General features: G+C 37.2%; 21 protein-coding genes and 1 tRNA gene. 7 read left to right on the top strand and 15 right to left on the bottom strand.

The window, feature by feature from the left end:
- The first annotated feature begins 71 nt into the window (after positions 1–71).
- Positions 72–144 (top strand) — tRNA-Met (locus VZD24_RS12330).
- Between the two features lie 101 nt (positions 145–245).
- On the opposite strand, the gene VZD24_RS12325 is transcribed toward VZD24_RS12330, so the two are convergent.
- The 3 genes from VZD24_RS12325 to VZD24_RS12315 all read right to left on the bottom strand — a co-directional run bounded on the left by VZD24_RS12325 (position 246) and on the right by VZD24_RS12315 (position 1990).
- Positions 246–650 carry a transposase gene (locus VZD24_RS12325; protein ID WP_279450012.1) on the bottom strand — a complete coding sequence of 135 codons (405 nt, stop codon included), beginning with the start codon at positions 648–650 and terminating at the stop codon, positions 246–248.
- A gap of 82 nt (positions 651–732) precedes the next feature.
- Positions 733–1170, bottom strand: a complete 438-nt coding sequence (locus VZD24_RS12320) for a hypothetical protein (RefSeq protein WP_342687792.1) — start codon at positions 1168–1170, stop codon at positions 733–735.
- Positions 1171–1243: 73 nt separating this feature from the next.
- The gene (locus VZD24_RS12315; RefSeq protein WP_342687790.1) at positions 1244–1990 is read right to left on the bottom strand and encodes a hypothetical protein; all 747 of its coding nucleotides are present in this window, start codon (positions 1988–1990) and stop codon (positions 1244–1246) included.
- A 517-nt stretch (positions 1991–2507) separates the two neighbouring features.
- Here VZD24_RS12315 and VZD24_RS12310 point away from each other — a divergent pair.
- Positions 2508–3782: a DEAD/DEAH box helicase gene (locus VZD24_RS12310; protein ID WP_342687789.1), complete on the top strand. Its 1275-nt coding sequence runs from the start codon at positions 2508–2510 to the stop codon at positions 3780–3782.
- 129 nt (positions 3783–3911) lie between these two features.
- Here the strand turns inward: VZD24_RS12310 and VZD24_RS12305 are convergent, their stop codons facing one another.
- Positions 3912–4490 carry a diheme cytochrome c-553 gene (locus VZD24_RS12305; RefSeq protein ID WP_342687788.1) on the bottom strand — a complete coding sequence of 193 codons (579 nt, stop codon included), beginning with the start codon at positions 4488–4490 and terminating at the stop codon, positions 3912–3914.
- Between the two features lie 210 nt (positions 4491–4700).
- On the opposite strand from VZD24_RS12305, the gene VZD24_RS12300 reads away from it, so the two are divergent.
- A complete protein-coding gene (locus tag VZD24_RS12300; RefSeq protein WP_279450018.1) occupies positions 4701–5171 on the top strand; it encodes a GtrA family protein in 471 nt (156 codons plus the stop codon).
- A gap of 3 nt (positions 5172–5174) precedes the next feature.
- On the opposite strand, the gene VZD24_RS12295 is transcribed toward VZD24_RS12300, so the two are convergent.
- From VZD24_RS12295 to nhaA, 10 genes are all read right to left on the bottom strand, one after another.
- Positions 5175–5975, bottom strand: a complete 801-nt coding sequence (locus tag VZD24_RS12295) for a BamP family beta-assembly machinery protein (RefSeq protein WP_342687787.1) — start codon at positions 5973–5975, stop codon at positions 5175–5177.
- Positions 5976–6107: 132 nt separating this feature from the next.
- Positions 6108–7157: an ACR3 family arsenite efflux transporter gene (gene arsB / locus VZD24_RS12290; RefSeq protein WP_279450020.1), complete on the bottom strand. Its 1050-nt coding sequence runs from the start codon at positions 7155–7157 to the stop codon at positions 6108–6110.
- A 1-nt stretch (position 7158) separates the two neighbouring features.
- The gene (locus VZD24_RS12285; protein WP_373693828.1) at positions 7159–7797 is read right to left on the bottom strand and encodes an arsenate-mycothiol transferase ArsC; all 639 of its coding nucleotides are present in this window, start codon (positions 7795–7797) and stop codon (positions 7159–7161) included.
- The gene (locus VZD24_RS12280) at positions 7788–8678 is read right to left on the bottom strand and encodes an arsenite methyltransferase (protein ID WP_342687785.1); all 891 of its coding nucleotides are present in this window, start codon (positions 8676–8678) and stop codon (positions 7788–7790) included. Before VZD24_RS12280 ends, VZD24_RS12285 begins: the two co-directional genes overlap by 10 nt.
- A gap of 36 nt (positions 8679–8714) precedes the next feature.
- The gene (locus VZD24_RS12275; RefSeq protein ID WP_342687784.1) at positions 8715–9044 is read right to left on the bottom strand and encodes an ArsR/SmtB family transcription factor; all 330 of its coding nucleotides are present in this window, start codon (positions 9042–9044) and stop codon (positions 8715–8717) included.
- 79 nt (positions 9045–9123) lie between these two features.
- A complete protein-coding gene (locus VZD24_RS12270) occupies positions 9124–10416 on the bottom strand; it encodes an APC family permease (protein ID WP_342687783.1) in 1293 nt (430 codons plus the stop codon).
- A gap of 6 nt (positions 10417–10422) precedes the next feature.
- Positions 10423–10986, bottom strand: a complete 564-nt coding sequence (locus tag VZD24_RS12265) for a hypothetical protein (protein ID WP_279450027.1) — start codon at positions 10984–10986, stop codon at positions 10423–10425.
- 9 nt (positions 10987–10995) lie between these two features.
- Positions 10996–11448 carry a GNAT family N-acetyltransferase gene (locus VZD24_RS12260; protein WP_279450028.1) on the bottom strand — a complete coding sequence of 151 codons (453 nt, stop codon included), beginning with the start codon at positions 11446–11448 and terminating at the stop codon, positions 10996–10998.
- 106 nt (positions 11449–11554) lie between these two features.
- The gene (locus VZD24_RS12255; protein ID WP_342687782.1) at positions 11555–13297 is read right to left on the bottom strand and encodes a T9SS type A sorting domain-containing protein; all 1743 of its coding nucleotides are present in this window, start codon (positions 13295–13297) and stop codon (positions 11555–11557) included.
- Positions 13298–13651: 354 nt separating this feature from the next.
- Positions 13652–14974, bottom strand: coding sequence for a Na+/H+ antiporter NhaA (nhaA, locus tag VZD24_RS12250; protein WP_279450030.1), 1323 nt, complete (start codon positions 14972–14974; stop codon positions 13652–13654).
- Positions 14975–15210: 236 nt separating this feature from the next.
- Here nhaA and ffh point away from each other — a divergent pair, with 236 nt between their 5' ends.
- From ffh to VZD24_RS12235, 4 genes are read left to right on the top strand one after another with little or no spacing between them, the layout of a single operon-like run.
- A complete protein-coding gene (gene ffh, locus VZD24_RS12245) occupies positions 15211–16539 on the top strand; it encodes a signal recognition particle protein (protein WP_342687780.1) in 1329 nt (442 codons plus the stop codon).
- 59 nt (positions 16540–16598) lie between these two features.
- Positions 16599–16775, top strand: a complete 177-nt coding sequence (locus VZD24_RS15250) for a hypothetical protein (protein ID WP_373693827.1) — start codon at positions 16599–16601, stop codon at positions 16773–16775.
- Positions 16709–16960, top strand: a complete 252-nt coding sequence (locus VZD24_RS12240) for a four helix bundle protein (protein ID WP_373693829.1) — start codon at positions 16709–16711, stop codon at positions 16958–16960. The genes VZD24_RS15250 and VZD24_RS12240 overlap by 67 nt, the downstream gene beginning before the upstream one ends.
- A 39-nt stretch (positions 16961–16999) precedes the next feature.
- A complete protein-coding gene (locus VZD24_RS12235; protein WP_279450033.1) occupies positions 17000–17878 on the top strand; it encodes a bifunctional 5,10-methylenetetrahydrofolate dehydrogenase/5,10-methenyltetrahydrofolate cyclohydrolase in 879 nt (292 codons plus the stop codon).
- Here the strand turns inward: VZD24_RS12235 and VZD24_RS12230 are convergent.
- Entirely contained in the window at positions 17875–18315 is a 441-nt protein-coding gene (locus VZD24_RS12230; RefSeq protein ID WP_279450034.1) for a YkvA family protein, read from the bottom strand. The genes VZD24_RS12235 and VZD24_RS12230 overlap by 4 nt on opposite strands.
- Positions 18316–18350: the final 35 nt, after the last annotated feature.

Raw genomic sequence — 18350 nt, 5'->3', positions numbered from 1 at the left:
AGTCCAATATTTCTGTCGGCATTATGAACCGAAAAGTTAAAAGCTACAGTTGAAATATTAAAAACCCATATCGCGGGATAGAGCAGTAGGTAGCTCGTCGGGCTCATAACCCGAAGGTCACAGGTTCGAGTCCTGTTCCCGCTACTAGGAAAATCAAGCCTTCACAGAAATGTGGGGGCTTTTTTTATGGAGTGGGTACAGAATAGGTACAGAATATAAAAATGGATCAAGACCAATTGTTGTGTTTATGCAAAAATTGTGGTTAATCTATAAAGGAAGAATTCTACATTTTTGACTCCTCTAAACTGCGCTCTAAAAGCTTTTATTTTTGCATTGAATGATTCTGCTGATGCATTTGTACTTCTGTTTATAAAATAGTTTAAGATTGATCTATAATTGAGTGTTATGGTATTTGCAATTGTGTTGAACGCTCTAAAGCCTGTGTTTTCTACATCTTTGTACCAATGAGCCAGTTTTGTATAGGCTGTTTCTATGGATGTTGCCGTATTGAATATATTCCGAAGTCCTTGAACTAGGTCAAAAGCAATTTTTATATCGGGATATTGATTAAACAATATCTTACTTCTGCGGTACTGATTTTCAGTCCAGTTTGATGGCGCTTTGTATAGTAAGTACCTACTTCTGGCCAACAGTTGTTATGCCCAGTTTTTATCTTTTCTTCGTGTAGTTAAAGTTTAATCCAAGCGAGTAATGGCGCTACTCTGTAACCTATCAATCTAAATACATTAACTTGGCTGCTTCTTCAATTTCCTTATCTATATCTGAGTCAAATTTAAAGCTGTAAAGAATCCAAGTTTGGTCTGGTTTATAGAATTGGAATGTATATCGAATGGGTTGCCGGTCAAATTTTACTAGATAGCTTAATAGTACATAGCTTTCCGCGAGTTTTTTCTCGCCTATTAGCTCATAGCCGTAATATTGTCCCACATAATTTTCGTTTAAGCCCTCCAATTTATTTTTTAAATTGGTAATTGCCACTGTAGCCTGTTCCATCCATTTGTTGCTGGAATACAATTTATCTATTGCTATGGAAGCTCCTTCGTTTTGGTAATTCACAAAAAACGTTGCGGCCATTTCTTTAGGCGAGTTCTGGGCTACCATAAATTGTGATGCCACCAATACTAAAATAATTAAGCTCTTTTTCATCATTTTTCTTGAAATTTTTATTTAAAATTATGTGTTTTAACGATATCTAGTTTCTTAAGTTTTAACGCAAATTAGTTTATTTTAAATTTGGGAATGGCAATCGATACGAAACTGAAAATTTTTTACCGTTCAATACCACTGCTTGATTTTCTTCTAGTGAATTCAATAAGGTTAAAAATTCTTCAAAATTTGATTTTGATAAATAAACACTGTATAGAAATTCGCTTCTTCTAATTGTGGTTTCACTATCTAAATTAGGCCAGTTTTCGGGCCAATTCTTTGGTGTTTCAACAGAGTGGTTGTAATCTGTTAAAAGCACTTCAATTGTTTCGGGGAGCCACTCAGTAGCTTCTTTATTTTTGTAGTTAATTAATTTGTCGAAAACGTTTAAAAAGTAGCTTGGAGTTTTCGCTCTAGCCGCATTACTGTTTCTTAAATCGCCATACACCCCTTTTGTGTTGGGCTGATCAAAATTTAGAATTAATTCGTTTGTAGGTTGATCCGTTAAACTCGTTGTTTCTACATATGCTGTCATTTTAGAAAGACTATCTGTTATTCCCAAACTATTGATTAAGTTTTGAGTCTGAATTGAATCTAAGTTTACCGTATAAAATTTTGACATTTTCTTTTTTGGTAATTGATATATAATATTACCACTTTTGTAAATGGCTATGGTTGGCACATCAGAACCAATAACCATTTCCCAAGGGTTATATTCGGTTAAAATCACCACGGGCGATCCAAATTGGCTATTCCATTCTTGCGCGAATGAAAGGTTTAGCATAAAAATTAAAAATAGCGGAATTAAAGTTTTCTTTACCATCTTATTATGTTTAAGGCTTATATTGTATGCGTTATTTATTGCGTAAACCGCTATTTTGGGATAATACAATTGAAAATTCTTTTAATAAATACAGGCATTGTAAACCTCCATGAACCAAACATGGCCTGAGGATATACAATGTAGTGGGGAGGATAAAGCACTAAGCTTCATTCCAAATGTATTAAAAAAGGCTGAGTTATCTTTATTTATTGTTAAAAATTATTAAGGGTACCAATGGGTGCATTTTACCACGAAGATTGGGTAGCATTCACGTACTTTCACGATTTCGCTATGTTTTAAAAGTTTTAATATGTTTTTTAGTTAAAAGCAGCCTCGGAAAGAATATGCTAGAAAAATTCCACTGCAATAATAAAACTTACGGTGCAGAAAATTAACCGTATCTTCGCCCCTTATTAAAACCGTCTTCTTAGTTTTAATGGTTTTTAAAAAGACCGAATTCTAAAAGCGCCGCGATATACTATCTCCAAGCGCAGCGGTCTACATCTTAAAATAATTTATGACATTTAAATCTCTTGGGCTTTCCGATGCCCTGCTAAAAGCAATTAGCAAAAAAGGATATGAAACACCTTCGGCAATTCAACAAAAAGCAATTCCCTTAATTTTAGAAAGCAAAGATGTGTTGGCATCGGCACAAACGGGAAGTGGAAAAACCGCTGGTTTTGCATTGCCCATTTTACAAATTTTAAATAGCGAACCCGCTTTTCGGAAAAGACCTGTTAGAGCATTAATACTTACCCCAACGCGCGAACTTGCGGCGCAAGTGCAGGATGAATTTAAAGAATATAGCGAATATACAGACTTGCGTTCTACCGTTATTTTCGGTGGCGTGGGTGCAAATCCACAAATTAGGGCATTGCGAAATGGGGTGGATATATTGGTAGCAACACCCGGTAGATTGCTGGACTTGGAAAATCAAAATGCGCTTTCCCTTTCAAAAGTAGAAATTCTTGTATTGGATGAAGCCGATAGAATGCTCGATATGGGTTTTCTGCGCGATATTAAAAAAATTCTGGCGCTACTTCCTTCTAAAAGACAAAATTTGCTTTTCTCCGCAACTTTTTCGAAAGAAATAAAAAAACTGGCAAATGAATTTCTTCATCATCCTGTTTTAGTTGAAGCTACTCCAGAAAATACAACCGTTGAAAAAATTGATCAGACCGTATATCGGGTAGATAAAGCACAAAAAACAGAATTAATCATAAAATTAATTTCGGAAGGAAACTGGAAACAAGTACTCGTTTTTACACGAACCAAGCACGGTGCCAATCGTTTGAGCGAAAAACTTGAAAAGGCGAAAATTACTTCTGCCGCTATTCACGGTAATAAGAGTCAAGGCGCCCGAACACGAGCGCTTTCTGGATTTAAAGAGGGAAGAATACGCGTTTTGGTAGCAACCGATATTGCAGCTAGAGGATTGGATATTCCATTGTTGCCACACGTAATTAATTATGAATTGCCAAACGTTTCCGAAGATTATGTGCACCGTATTGGCCGTACCGGAAGGGCAGGGGCCAGTGGTGAAGCACTTTCATTGGTAAGTCTAGATGAGGTTGGCTATTTAAAGGATATTGAAAAGTTGATTGGCGAACGGCTGCAGCCCAAAACCCTTCCCGACTTTCAACCCACAGAAACCATGGCCGATGTAAAAGCTGCTGAGGAAGAAAAGAAACAACAAAGGGCAAATCGTCACAGTCGTGGGAGGAATGCACAATCTAAAAAATCCGCCCAAGGCAAGAAACAGAATAGTGGCAGAAATAGAGGTAGAAGGTAGTTCAATCTGCCTTTAATCTGAACCCAGTTTAAAATGAAACCGTCTATTTACGCGCAATTGATACAATTGAACACGTAAATAGACGGTCTTGTTTTTTTAAATTTTAGCGAGTGTAGATAAATAGTTTGTTTATTTCTTCGGTGGAATTGGTGGCGGTACGAGATTTTTCACGGGTTTTATCGTTTGTAAATATGCAAACATTGCTTTTAAATCAGATTCAGGTAATTGTGAAATGGTTTGCCATGGCATTGGAGGTAAAAGGTTTCTCCCGTTTTCCATGCCTTTGTACTTACCGTGTTTGATTGATGTTAAAAACTCCTTTTCCGTCCACCCTCCAATACCAGTATCGTCCGGAGTTATATTTGCTGCAAAAGAGGTGCCCCAGGGTCCCACGGATGCAGTAAGACCAGGTGTAAACAATACAAAGTTTTTAGCGGTTTCAAGGTCATAGTTTGGTATTGCCTCATCTGCGGGATGCCCCGAAAGAAGTAGATCTGGATGGAGAATGGGGCCGCGATCGGTCATTTTTTTAGGCGAATGACAATCGTGACAACCCACTGCACTTATTAAAAGTTCGCCCCGTTTTATAGCAGATTCTACAATTTCTGTTTCTTGGGCTTCGTACAATTTGGGTTCAGCCTCGTCCTTTTTTTTGTCGCAAGCAGTAAGCATGCAAATCAATGCTAGACTTAAAAATTGATTTTTCATAATGTTTGTTGATTTGATTAAGCAATAAAATTAAGAAATATTCTTTTTCAATTTTTAAAACAATCGCTATTTTAATCTGATAATTAATGGGTTACATCTATTTTTCTATTTAAACACATAGTAGATTACTGTGCAAATTTATGGCGCAATATCTCTACCTAAAATGAAACGCTGTACCGTGCTTATGCGTAACTTTGCGCTTCATTAGGTATGAAAAACAGCATTATTAAATTTATTGATTCCTTCTATTTTTTGTTTCGGTGGTTGTTACCTTTAAAAACTTATAGATATGCAGCTTGTGGTGGTGGCAACCTTGTTTTCGATACTTTGCTGTATTTTATTAGCTACAATTTCATCTTTGCCAAAAAGAATCTGGATCTGCATTTTATAGTGCTTAGTCCACATATTGCCTCCCTGTTTTTGGTATTTCCGATAACATTCGTTACGGGTTTTTTGCTTCAAAAATACGTTACTTTTCAAGCTTCAAATTTACCTTGGAAAACTCAGTTTATTAGATATTTTATGGTAGGTATGGGAGCTCTGGTGCTAAACTATATCTGCTTGAAAATTTTCGTAGATGGTTTTGGTTTTTATCCTACGCCGTCAAAGATTTTAACAGCTTTTATTGTTGTAGCCTATAGCTATTTACTTCAAAATAAATTTAGTTTTAAAAGAATTTGATATTTATTGTTCGCGCAATTCACGCCGATATTCTTCACTCTTAGCTTCCAAAAAGTCTATTATTTCTATAGTACTTTGTTTCATGACTGTTTGATATTTGGGATCGTCTTCACAGAAAAAAATAAATGAATAGATGTTGAGTTTTCCTATTTTTAATCCATCGATAAAATAACTTTCGGGAAACTTTTCCAATAAACTTAGGGTCAACGCGGCAGTTTTTTCAAATTCCAAATGTTTTTTCAGCATTTTGGTTCGCCCAGAAATCATATTTAAAAGTGCATCTACTGGCCCGGAGGTTGCGGCGTATAATTGGCGTCGGGTTTTGGAGAGCTTTGGCAAATCTGCATTTGGCAAGCCAATGGAGGTGGCGGTTATAGGGGCTTCAATGGGTATTATATTCGCGTCGCTGCCTATATAGCCGGTGAGTGGGCGCCTTAGAGTTACGGTACTTAGTTGGTTCATTTTTTCGCTCAGATTAATGCTGATTTTTTTGTTGAGTAGTTGCTCTTCCCCTATAACAAGCGTTGTGTTTTCAATCTGTACAGCCGAAACCGAAAGGGTATCGTTTACCGCAACCGCAATTTTAAAGTTTCCAGCCGCATCACTTATGGTACCTTTGTTTGAAGATATGTTAAAAACAGTAACTCCTTCAACATCAATTGCGTCTGCGGTGCTAATTTTTCCGTCCAATAGCAATCGTTGCGAAAACATACTGCTGGAAAGTGAAATGGCAACAAGTACCAAAAGCGTTTTTAAAATTTTAGTTGAATCGCGGAAGCGATATGTAAATAAAAGTTGCGCCATTTTTAATTTTAACCAAGTGTAGAAAAAAAGTGGCATATATAAATATAACTTGACGTAAACTTAACATTCATGATGGCAAAATTTACCTTCCGGACTACCAAATAACCTCGAAATTATAATTTTCTGAAATTATCACAATTCACTTTTTGTAAAATATTTCTTCCGTAACCAAAAAGAAACCCTAACTAATAAAATAAGTGCCGGTACTTCTACCAAAGGCCCAATTACTCCCGTAAATGCTTGCCCAGAATTTAATCCGAATACAGCGATAGCCACGGCGATTGCCAGTTCAAAATTATTGCCGGCGGCCGTAAAAGCAATTGACGCAGTTTTGTTATAAGTGGTTCCTATTGCTTTAGAAAGGAAAAAACCAATAAGAAACATTATTATGAAATAAATTAATAGTGGTACTGCAATTAGGAGTACATCCAAAGGAATTTCTACAATCAATTCACCTTTTAACGAAAACATTACAATGATTGTAAATAGTAAGGCTATTAGTGTAAGAGGCGAAATAGCAGGAATAAATTTGGTAGTGTACCACGTTTCTCCTTTCCATCGCACTAAAATTACCCTGCTCAATATGCCAAGTAAAAATGGAATTCCTAAATAAATAGCGACACTTTCGGCTATCGTAGCTATTGAAATATTTACAATGGCACCCTCAAAACCAAAATATGGTGGCAGTACAGTAATAAAAAGCCAGGCATAAAAGCTATAGGCAAATACCTGAAAAATACTGTTAAGCGCTACCAATCCTGCTCCGTACTCGCTACTGCCTTCCGCTAGATCGTTCCAAACCAATACCATTGCGATGCACCGTGCCAGACCAATTAATATAAGCCCTACCATATATTCTGGATAATCGCGTAAAAATGTAATTGCTAAAACAAACATTAAAACAGGACCGATAATCCAATTTAATATTAATGAAATTGAAAGCACTTTAACATCCTGAAAAACCTTGGGCAAAAGGACGTAATTAACCTTTGCCAATGGCGGATACATCATTAAAATTAAACCGATTGCAATAGGGATATTTGTACTGCCACTATTGAAAGAATTCAAAAAATATGGAAAATTTGGAGCAAAATAGCCAATGCCTACTCCTAGGGCCATGGCAATGAAAATCCAAAGGGTGAGGTAACTGTCTAAAAAATTTAATTTCTTAGGATGGTTCATTTTATAAAGCGATTTTTGAAAATATATATTTCATCTCTGTAGCAATCTGCTCGCTGCGTTCTTTATAAACTCGCTGTTGCTGCGGTGTGCCATCAGAAATTTTCGGGTCTTCATATAATAGCGGAAATCGCTTTTCCGATCCTGCTACAAAGGGACAACCAGCATCGGCCTGCCCACAGGTCATTACCGCCGCAAAGTGGCTTTTGGGGTTAGGAGCATCACTGTATTTTTTCGAGAACGCAAAAATAGGTGGCGCAGTTTCAGAATAGGTAATTTTAAAAAGTGGATTACTGAGCTTATTTTCTTTAGAGATTTTAAAACCTGCATTTTCTAAGGTAGTTATCACCATGGGATAAACAGCGGTGACTTCCGTACCTCCAGAATAACAAAAAACCTCGTCTATATTAAAATAGGCTGCCGCAGTTTGCGCCCAGATTTGGGCCAAATGGCTCCGTCGCGAATTGTGCGTACAGATAAAATTGAGCCGAATAGCGTAGTTTGCGGCAGCCTTACTTGCAATATATTCCGTTATCGAGTTTAAAAGCAATTTGCGTTCTTCAGAGAGGTTTGCTGTCTCTAACTTTTCGAAATACTCCTGAAGCTCCCAGAATAAGCCTGTATTTTTATGTGTTAGCAACACCCGGAATTTGGAGCACAGCTAGAAACTTCTTCCTGCAAATCAACCATTTTTAATTTTGGTTTTTCGGTTTTTGTTCCAGGCTTTTCGGCATACACTGTAATGCTAAAAATACCTGTGCCAGCATTGTTAAAACCCTTTACTTCTTCAGCAGAGAGATATTTTTCAAGAATGTCATTCGGAATTACGATTGGCTTCTCTTTTTGAATAACAATGTTTTGAAACCCTGCTTCTTTAATGTATTGTAAATATTCGGTTTTTTGAATGGCCCCTGCCACGCATCCGGCGTACATTTCGGCGTCTTCTTTTAGGGCATCGGGAAGGTTTCCTTCCAAAACAATATCAGAAATACTAAAGTGTCCGCCTGGTTTTAAGACTCGGCTAATTTCGGTAATAACTTTTTGTTTGTTCGGAACAAGATTTAAAACACAATTGCTCACTATTACGTCTGCAACGTCGTTGCTTAAGGGCATTGCGTCTATGTCTCCTTCGCGAAATTCTACATTGTTGTACCCCAATTTTTCGGCATTTGCTCGCGCTTTTTCAATCATTATTGGTGTAAAATCTATACCAATTACTTTTCCTTCAACGCCAGTTTCGTGTCTTGCAACAAAGCAATCGTTACCGGCGCCGGAACCCAAATCTATTACGGTATCGCCTTTATCAATCTTGGCAAATTGCGTCGGCAGGCCACAACCCAATCCTAAATCGGCGTCTTCCATATATCCGCTCGTTTCCGAATAATCGTCCATCATTATGTTATAAACTTTATTCGAAGGAGTAGTTGCACCACAACAGGAAGCTGCATTTTCAGCCTTTCCCTGCTCGGCTATTTTGGCATATCGGTTTTTTACGATATCTTTTAATTCTTGCTCGTTTTTCATTTTGAATTTCTTTAAATTGAATTTTTCAGTTAAAACTTAGCAGCATTTTTCAGTAGAAACATCTTGGTCCAAAAACTGAAGCATTACTTCCTTCATATTTGTCCAATTATCTGTATTAATACAATAACAAATACTGGTGCCTTCAATACTGCCTTTAATTAAACCTAGGTTTTTAAGTTCCTTTAAATGCTGACTGATGGTGGGTTGCGCCAAGCCAATTTCTTCTACCAGATCGCCACAAATACAAGTGTTTATTTTAAATAAATGTTGAAGAATGGCCACTCTTGCCGGATGCCCGAAAGCTTTGGCAAATGTTGCAATCTGGTTTTGTTGCTCGGTAAATATTTCAGTTTTTGTAATTCCCATGATAGCTTTATAAGTTCATTGCAATATTACGATTAAACATTTAAAACGCAATAGATTTTAAAAAAAAATTGATATTTTATTAATTGGTTTTTGAAACTTTCTTTTTATATAGCCATTCTGCTATAAAGCAGATACAGATAATTGTCAAGGAAATAGACACACCCAACAAATTAGAATTACTTTGCTGGATTATCAACACTATAAAAGCAATGGCAGAGAGGATGGCTCCTATTAAACTAATGGTTTTGCTGGCATTTATTTTTCCGGCTTTTTTAAAACTCACATAATTTACAACAGCAAAGATTAGCAGAAAACCAGCACTGCCTGAAGTTGAAATACTTTCAAGATTGAGAAAGTTGGCGGTTAAAAGTGTAAGTATAACAGTAATTAATAGGCCAATAGGCTTATTCCAAAATTGGTCTGTAAAGGAGTGCGGCAATTCATCGTCTTCCGCGAGTTCATAGCTCACGCGACTCCCTCCGTATAAGCTGGCATTAATTGCTGAAAATGTTGAAATCAATGCTGCAATGGTCATTATTGCAAAACCAATTTGGCCAATCATCGGTTTCGCCGCGGCTGCTAAAACGTAATCTTCTGCCGCTGAAATTTTATCAAAACTCAAAGAACCTACGGTTACTATAGCAATAAGAATATATAATAAAACCACAAATCCCACAGAAATAAAATATGCGCGGGGAACATTTTTCTCGGGACGTTTTAAGTTGGGAACGGCATTGGCAATTAGTTCGAAGCCTTCGTAGGCTATAAATATTACCATTCCTCCGGTAAGAAGCTGCAACGGTCCCTCCCAATTTGCGGGGTTAAGTTGACCGAGGTTTACATTGCCAAAAAGTCCGTAAACTCCTAAGCCAGCAAAAGCTAAAAGGATAAATAATTTTACAAATACCGCGAGACTTTCAATCTCACCCACAACCTTTAAACTATAATAATTTATTATCGTAGCCAATAAAACAACACTACTTACAAAAATATGGGTGTCTATCTCTGGGCTGCCAGTTACAGCGATTAAATTTGGCGCGTAAGACCCAAACGCACTGGCGTACAACGAAAGCATAATAATATAGCTTATCCAGAGTACATTGTTAATGCCGCCGCTAAAAATACTTCTACCAAAACCCTCGTTTACAAAACGCACAGTACCGCCTCTGTCGGGAAATGCCAATGATAATTTAGAATAGCTGTAAGCGGTAAGTAGCGCTATAATTCCGGCAAAAAGAAATGCCACGGGCGTACCTCCTTTTGCTAAAGAAACAGCCAAGCCTAAAACTGCAAAAATTCCACCCCCAACCATTCCACCAATTCCGATGGCTACGGCATCTTTTAATTTTATGGAATCGTTTGAGTTTTTCATTCCGGTTTATAAATTTAATAGTTTTTCAAAAATTTCGAAATGGTGTTTATCGGTTCGTAAGGAAATTAGAAGGCTGTCATTTTTAATATGTATTGAATAAACTTCTCCAGAAATAAAGAGGGGCTCTAAGTTTGTATAGAGTTTTTTTAGAAGTGTTGTATTCGATTCGCCATTTGTGATAATATATTTATTTGAATAGAGAAAGTCATTTGTATCACGATTTAATGGTTTTTTTAAAAAACTTCCACTGTTTTTTCTATTAATTGAGAAATTGGAACTTGTCGATAACTGCCACGGAGAGGACCATTCAACCATTGTTAGCAAATTTTGCTTTTTTGAAGAAAGCAACAGGTTGCCAGCAGAAGTGTATGTAGCTTTTTTATATTTTAAATACCAAGACTTTGGACTCGTAATTTTGCCTTCAACTAAATAGGACCACGCATTGTAGTTGCCTTTTACTTTACCATTTTTTGTGGCAATGTATTTTTCAAATTCGCTACAGAATTCTGCATTTATTTTATAAAACGGCGATGAAAGCTCGTTGGATGTTGCGTTCGATTTTATTTTCATTTGTATAGCTTAATTCAGGATTTTTTCAAAACAGATACTTGTAGCAACCTTACTGTATTGCCCGTAATTTTCGGTTATGGTATAGTTGCATTTTTTGTACAGGGCAATGGCTTCGGGTTGGTTAATACCCGTTTCCAAAATACATTTTTTATTGCCCAATGCAGCTGCCCAGATTTCCAGATGGTTTAAAATTTTGCCCGCAATTCCTTTGCCCCGTTGCTCCAATAAAACAAACATGCGTTTTACTTCCATTACATTTGGAGCATATTGTTTGATAGCGCCACAACCCACGGCTTGCCCATCTTTATTAAAAGCAACAACGGTGTGCTTTATTGCGTCTAATTTATTGAATTGATCGTAAAAGGCGTGATCATCGCCATCGCGAATAGAAAGTTCCTTATCGAGCAATAAAATTAATTTAATAAAATCCGGATTGGTGGAATTTGTGCGTAATAGATTCATTCGGTTTAAAAAATATACCAAGTGAAGATAGCAAAAACGTGCTGAAGTTTCATATTAAAAATTCAACACGTTTACTAATAAACCAACATTTAGGAACAGAAGGTTTTTAATTAATTATTACTTTTTGCGAAGTAATTTTACCATTGTTACTAATTTTTAAAACATATGTTCCGGGGCTTAAATGGCTAATATCCATTTCTATAGAAGCTGCACCTGAATTAAATTTTTCCTTTACTTTTCTTGCGTTTATATCGAAAATTTCAACCTTTGAATAAATTTCATCTTTTCGAAAATTGATAACCAAAACATCATTTGCCGGCGTGGGATAAATAACAAAACCGTGTTTTAATTGCGTGTTTGTTCCTAACTGAATTCCATTGCCTTCAATTACTAAGTACGTGTTGTTTTCGTCAATATCGGTAAAAGTTTCCACGGCTCCCGATGGCCAATATATTTCAATTTCATCAACATTTATTGCATCCCCCAAACCAAAATGATTTGTAAAACTGTTTTGACTGCAATAGCCACTTGCAGCTTCAATTTGGCGGGTTTGCCATACTTGGGTGCCGTTTATTGTAGCTTTAATGCGAACTTTTGCCCCCACTGCCGAATTATTTGAAGGGTTCCCAACACAGCGAATTTTAATCCAGTTATTGCCACTTCCCGTATTCGTAAATACCGAATTGTTTTGGTTTTCGTTTAAAGTATTCGCCAAAATCACATCTAGCCAACCATCGTTGTTGTAATCGCCAAACGCACATCCAAAAGTATTACCTTGATGGTTTGCCAAACTGCTGCTCGTATCTTTGTGAAACGTACCAGTTCCGTCATTTATAAAAAGTGAATTTGTTTCTTGCCCCGAAAAATAGGCGTTGCATACTAAAAGATCCAAATCGCCATCGTTGTCAACATCGGCGAAGGCAGAACCAAAGGAGCTTCCCATTTCCAAAGCAATCACAGAACTTGTTTGCTCTATAAAAGTTCCGTTTTCATTTATAAAAAGCTGGTTATTCTGTCCGTTCCAATTGGCAATAAACAGGTCGAAATCGCCATCGTTGTCAATATCTGCCCACGAGCTACCTGCAGAATTTTTGCCATTTTGGGTAATGGAAAGATCTGTAATTTTTGTAAAATTATCGGGGCCATCATTTCTAAAAAGTGAATTGTTTGCATTATTTTCATTCGCTACAAATAAATCGCTGTCGCCGTCGCCGTCGTAATCTATCCAATTTATAGATCGTGAGGCAAGCGTTTCGCTGGTTATAGATAAGCCGGTAACCGCTTCAAAAGAACCATTTCCTTGGTTTTCAAAATACAGGTTTCGAGTGGAAACCACACTATTTGTAATATAAGCATCCAGGTACTGGTCGTTGTTGAGGTCTATCCAATTCGCCATTTCAGAATACGTTAGCGGAATTCCGATGGCGTTATCAGGCTCGTAGGTAAAAGTGCCATTGCCATTGTTTCGGTAAAAATAGTTTTTCTTGCCCGTGCCGTTTCTTCCGTACGTTACAACCAAGGCATCTAAATCGCCATCATTGTCAACATCGGCAAAACTCGCTCCGTCCGAGCGGTCGTTGTCCAAGACAATATCATCGGCGGTTACCGTGGTAAACGTATTATCGCGGTTATTTAAATATAGCATATTATTTTGCCCAGCAGTTGGCCCATTGGTAAAAAATATATCGTCCCAGCCATCGCCGTTTACATCAATAAAATTGGCACTTCGCGAGGCGGAAGGCGTTGTGGTAATGTCTGGAAAAGTGGTTTCTTCAAAAGACTGCGAAGCGCTTTTTTCAATAACTAATATGGAAATGAAAATACTGAGAAATTGTAATGATTTTATCATACTATTGAATTTTTAAATTTGGTTTTCAAGCTGAAAATTAATTTAAAATAGTGCTGAATTGGTCGGAAATGTGTTGAATGAAAGAATAGTGTTTTGAATAACCTAAATTCTGCTTTGGAATGATTGTTTTCCAAATTTTTTATTCGGCAGGCATAAAACCATTTTTTGAATTGAAGCCAACTTCGGAATTACACACGGGTTAAAATTCAAAATAACTATATTACAGAACTAGCAGTAGTATATACATGGAACTGCATTATATAATTGCCAACACACAAGATTATTACGCGAATTTGCAATGTTGAAGTTGCACTGCTGCCAAATCAAAAAAAGTTGAATTTCTTTTTACATTGATTATCGCGTATGGTCAAAAGTTCCTTTTACAGTCTTAAACCGAAGAATACTAAACCCAATAATTGCGGAAAGAAAGGAGCCTATTAAAATACCGATTTTAGCCGAATCTATATACTCGGGGCTACTGTTAAATGCAAGTCCGGCAATAAATATGGCCATTGTAAAACCTATACCGGCCAAGAAGGATACCCCGATAATTTGTTTGTTGGTAATATCTGCGGGTACTTCTATAATTTTTAGTTTTCTGGCAACAAAAATAACTGTAGAAATACCTATACTTTTCCCTAAAATTAAGCAAATAATAATGTTAATAACGAGGGCAGATTCTAAATCCATGCTGCCATTACTATTAAGTGCCACACCTGCATTGGCAAGCGCAAAAACAGGAATTACTAAATATGCCACCCAATTGTGAAGCTTGTGTTCTAATACTTGTAAGGGAGAGCGGTACTTATCGGACCAGTCTTCTAAATCGTCAATTAAATCTAATTGCTCTGCCGAAAGCACAGGTTTTTGAAGAATGTTGCTCTTTTTTAAATTACCCACAATACTGTCTAATTGATCGGTAAATTCAAATGTGCTAATTTTTTGGCGCACCGGTACGGCAAAGGCCATTAAAATTCCGGCCAGGGTAGGGTGAAGGCCAGCTTTCAAAAATAAAAACCAAACCACAAATCCTGCAATAATGGTTAAAAACTCAAAGTATAAACCTTTATAGCTTAAAAAGTAAACAATTGCGAGCAATCCTAAGGCGGAGCCCAGCATTAGCATATCTAAGTCGCCGCTATAAAATACAGCAATTACCAATACCGCGCCCAAATCGTCTACAATTGCAAAGGCTGTTAAAAATATTTTTAAGCTTAAAGGCACTCTATTTCCGAGAACTTTTAAAATTGCCAACGAAAATGCAATGTCTGTGGCCATCGGAATTCCCCAGCCTTTTAGCGTTTCGGGGTTTTGGTTTAATACAATATATAAAATTACAGGAAGTGCAATCCCACCAATGGCGCCAAAAAGAGGAAACATTACTTTTTTGGTAGAATTGAGCTCGCCAATTAAAAATTCACGTTTTATTTCTAGTCCAATCAAGAAAAAGAAAATGGCCATTAACCCATCGTTCACCCATAGTAGAAGGGGTTTTCTCAATTCAAAACCGTCTGTAACAATTCCGAGTTCGTATTGCCAAAAATCTTGGTAACTATCGGCAAATGCAGAATTTGCCCAAACTAATGCAATAATGGTGGTTGCCAGCAATAAAATTCCTGTGGAACTTTGAAGGTTGACGAACTTCTGAAACGGAGAGAGTATTTTTGATTTTACCATATAATTTTTAAGAGCTGGCAAGATACCAAAACCATGACATAATTTAAAAGGCACAAGATACTTACCATCTCGTTTTATGAAATATTTGTGAAAATTGAACTTTTATCGATAAATTTTCCCACTATAGAAGGGGTGTTTTACTGAATGGTAAAAAAACACTTTGTAGAGCGTAGCTAATACAATGATTACTGCCTTCTTTTTTTTATCTTTGCACCTCGTAAAAAGAAAGGAAGATTATGTTCGACAATTTAAGCGATAAGCTAGATAAAGCACTGCACGTACTAAAAGGTCACGGCAGCATTACCGAAGTTAACGTAGCCGAAACTTTAAAGGAAGTACGCCGCGCACTTTTAGATGCCGATGTTAACTTTAAAACTGCTAAGGAATTTACCAATACTGTAAAGGAAAAAGCATTGGGTCAAAACGTGCTTACCACCCTACAGCCCGGCCAGTTAATGGTAAAATTGGTAAAGGACGAATTAACCGAATTAATGGGCGGTGAAACTGCCGGCATCAATTTAAGCGGTACACCAACCGTTATTTTAATGTCTGGTTTGCAGGGTAGTGGTAAAACTACTTTCTCTGGAAAGCTTGCGAACTACCTAAAAACCAAAAAAACAAAAAAACCACTTTTGGTTGCCTGCGATATATATCGTCCTGCGGCAATTAACCAATTGCACGTGGTTGGTGATCAAATAGGGGTTGAGGTTTACAGCGAACCCGAAAATAAAAATCCAGTTCAGATTGCACAAAATGCAATTGCACACGCTAAACAGAATGGTTTTAATGTGGTAATTGTAGATACCGCCGGACGTCTTGCCATAGATGAAGCGATGATGACCGAAATTGCAAACGTACATAAGGCAATTAATCCGCATGAAACACTATTTGTAGTAGATGCCATGACGGGGCAGGATGCTGTAAATACGGCAAAAACCTTTAACGAGCGATTAAATTTTGACGGAGTTGTACTTACAAAATTAGATGGTGATACCCGAGGTGGAGCTGCAATTTCAATTAAAAGTGTTGTAGATAAACCTATTAAATTTATTGGTACAGGCGAAAAGATGGATGCGATTGATGTATTTCATCCCGCACGTATGGCAGACCGAATCCTTGGTATGGGAGACGTTGTTTCGCTTGTAGAAAGGGCGCAAGAACAATTTGATGAAGAGGAAGCGCGAAAACTTCAGAAAAAAATTGCAAAAAACCAATTCGGTTTTGACGATTTTCTGAGCCAAATTCAACAGGTGAAGAAAATGGGTAGTATGAAAGATTTGGTGGGAATGATTCCCGGAGCTGGAAAAGCATTAAAAGATGTTGACATAGACGATGATGCTTTTAAAGGTATTGAAGCCATTATTCATTCTATGACTCCCACTGAAAGAACGCAGCCGTCAGTAATAAATGGCAGCCGAAAAAAGCGAATTGCCAAAGGTAGCGGTACGAGCGTTCAACAGGTAAATCAGCTTCTTAAACAATTTGACCAGATGAGTAAAATGATGAAGATGATGCAAGGTGGCGGCGGAAGAAAGATGATGCAGGCAATGGGGAAGATGCGTTGAAATAAGTAGCAGTATTCAGTAGTAGTAGGCAGTTGTTTCAATTTTAAGTTTAGTTAAACATGAGTTTCAAAACTTTATTGGCGTATCAAAAAGGATTTGCACTTTCAATGGAAAATTTGAAATCTCCAAAACCTTTCCCAAAGAGGAAACTTATTCACTTACTGACCAAATTCGAAGAAGTTCACGTTCTGTCTGTGCCAATATTGCTGAAGCTTACCGAAAAAGAAGATACGTAAAGCATTTCATCAGTAAGTTGATCGATAGCGATGCAGAGAATTCTGAAACACAATTTTGGCTACAATTTACTATGTCTTCAGGCTATATTTCAGTTGAAATGGAAACTGATCCCAATAAAAGAAGTGAAGAAATAGGCAGGCTAATAAATTATATGATTGATAATCCTGGCAAATTTGGAGTTTGAATTTCTGCAAACTGCAACTGCCACTGAATACTTTTACAAATGACAATACTAGACGGAAAAAAAGTTTCAAACGACATAAAAAATGAAATTGCTGCAGAAGTAGATAAAATGAAGGCCAACAGCGAAAAGGTGCCTCATCTTGCAGCAGTTATAGTAGGTAACGACGGGGCTAGCCTTACTTACGTTGGCAGTAAAGTTAGAGCTTGCGAACGTGTTGGTTTTGAATCTACCCTTATTAATTTGCCCGAGACTGTTAGCGAATTGGAGTTGTTAAAAACAATTAAAGATTTAAACGAAGACGATGCAATAGATGGTTTTATTATTCAGCTTCCATTGCCGCCTCAAATTGATACACAGAAAGTACTTTTAACTGTAGATCCTTCAAAAGATGTAGATGGATTTCATCCCGAAAACTTCGGCAAAATGGCTCTGGATATGAGTACATTTATTCCCGCAACCCCTTTCGGGATATTAGAATTGCTTCAACGATACGAAGTAGATACCAAAGGCAAACACACGGTTGTTATCGGGAGAAGCCATATTGTAGGTCGCCCCATGAGTATTTTGATGAGTCGTAGAGGATGGCCGGGAAACAGTACTGTAACGCTTACCCATAGCAATACAAAAAACATTGCGCAGATAACTACGCAAGCAGATATTATTATTTCGGCATTGGGGGTTCCCAATTTCTTAAAGGCCGAAATGGTCAAAGACGATGCAGTTATTATTGACGTTGGAATTACGCGAGTTGAAGATCCAACGCATCCAAAAGGGTATGTAATTACTGGCGATGTAGATTTTGAAAATGTTAGCAAAAAAGCGTCTTTTATAACGCCCGTTCCGGGTGGCGTAGGGCCAATGACCATTGCCATGCTTTTAAAAAATACATTGCTTGCAAGAGAACAGCGAAAGGCTTAAGCTTCTTTTTCTTCAGCTAAGCGCCAATCTAGATACTTGTGTAAATCGGTTTCTATCCAGCCCATTCCAATAGAAAGTACAGCCAAATCGTCAATATAACCAACGCCTGGAATAAAATCTGGAACTAAATCCATTGGGTTTAATATGTAAAGTAAGGCTACCGCTACCGTTGCAATGGTAAACCAAGGCATATTTGGATAGGTGCCGTTTTTTACGTCTTTTAACATTGCGAACATGATTTTTCCAAGTTCTTTATATTTTTTCAACGGACTGGCGCTACTCAATTTCTTTGAAATGGCTTCTTCATTATCCATTACCAATTCAACATCTTCATCTTTTATTTTTGTGACTTTTTCTTCCACAAAATCTTCGTTTACCTTAGAGTCCATCATAGCAATGTTAGACGATTTCTTATTTTTCTTTTTTCCGAAAAGCATACGTTTTTATTTTTTCTGTTTTAAAAGTAATTAAT

Origin of the sequence: Aequorivita flava, from assembly GCF_038742595.1 — a bacterium.
GTDB lineage: Bacteria > Bacteroidota > Bacteroidia > Flavobacteriales > Flavobacteriaceae > Aequorivita > Aequorivita marisscotiae.
This window is presented reverse-complemented; position numbering and strand designations above follow the sequence as displayed.

Bases quoted from the DNA above. Each gene is read 5' to 3' on its own strand.
- VZD24_RS12320 (WP_342687792.1), bottom strand. From the start codon at position 1,170: ATGATGAAAAAGAGCTTAATTATTTTAGTATTGGTGGCATCACAATTT.
- VZD24_RS12315 (WP_342687790.1), bottom strand. From the start codon at position 1,990: ATGGTAAAGAAAACTTTAATTCCGCTATTTTTAATTTTTATGCTAAAC.
- VZD24_RS12310 (WP_342687789.1), top strand. From the start codon at position 2,508: ATGACATTTAAATCTCTTGGGCTTTCCGATGCCCTGCTAAAAGCAATT.
- VZD24_RS12305 (WP_342687788.1), bottom strand. From the start codon at position 4,490: ATGAAAAATCAATTTTTAAGTCTAGCATTGATTTGCATGCTTACTGCT.
- VZD24_RS12300 (WP_279450018.1), top strand. From the start codon at position 4,701: ATGAAAAACAGCATTATTAAATTTATTGATTCCTTCTATTTTTTGTTT.
- VZD24_RS12295 (WP_342687787.1), bottom strand. From the start codon at position 5,975: ATGGCGCAACTTTTATTTACATATCGCTTCCGCGATTCAACTAAAATT.
- arsB (WP_279450020.1), bottom strand. From the start codon at position 7,157: ATGAACCATCCTAAGAAATTAAATTTTTTAGACAGTTACCTCACCCTT.
- VZD24_RS12280 (WP_342687785.1), bottom strand. From the start codon at position 8,678: ATGAAAAACGAGCAAGAATTAAAAGATATCGTAAAAAACCGATATGCC.
- VZD24_RS12275 (WP_342687784.1), bottom strand. From the start codon at position 9,044: ATGGGAATTACAAAAACTGAAATATTTACCGAGCAACAAAACCAGATT.
- VZD24_RS12270 (WP_342687783.1), bottom strand. From the start codon at position 10,416: ATGAAAAACTCAAACGATTCCATAAAATTAAAAGATGCCGTAGCCATC.
- VZD24_RS12265 (WP_279450027.1), bottom strand. From the start codon at position 10,986: ATGAAAATAAAATCGAACGCAACATCCAACGAGCTTTCATCGCCGTTT.
- VZD24_RS12260 (WP_279450028.1), bottom strand. From the start codon at position 11,448: ATGAATCTATTACGCACAAATTCCACCAATCCGGATTTTATTAAATTA.
- VZD24_RS12255 (WP_342687782.1), bottom strand. From the start codon at position 13,297: ATGATAAAATCATTACAATTTCTCAGTATTTTCATTTCCATATTAGTT.
- nhaA (WP_279450030.1), bottom strand. From the start codon at position 14,974: ATGGTAAAATCAAAAATACTCTCTCCGTTTCAGAAGTTCGTCAACCTT.
- ffh (WP_342687780.1), top strand. From the start codon at position 15,211: ATGTTCGACAATTTAAGCGATAAGCTAGATAAAGCACTGCACGTACTA.
- VZD24_RS15250 (WP_373693827.1), top strand. From the start codon at position 16,599: ATGAGTTTCAAAACTTTATTGGCGTATCAAAAAGGATTTGCACTTTCA.
- VZD24_RS12235 (WP_279450033.1), top strand. From the start codon at position 17,000: ATGACAATACTAGACGGAAAAAAAGTTTCAAACGACATAAAAAATGAA.
- VZD24_RS12230 (WP_279450034.1), bottom strand. From the start codon at position 18,315: ATGCTTTTCGGAAAAAAGAAAAATAAGAAATCGTCTAACATTGCTATG.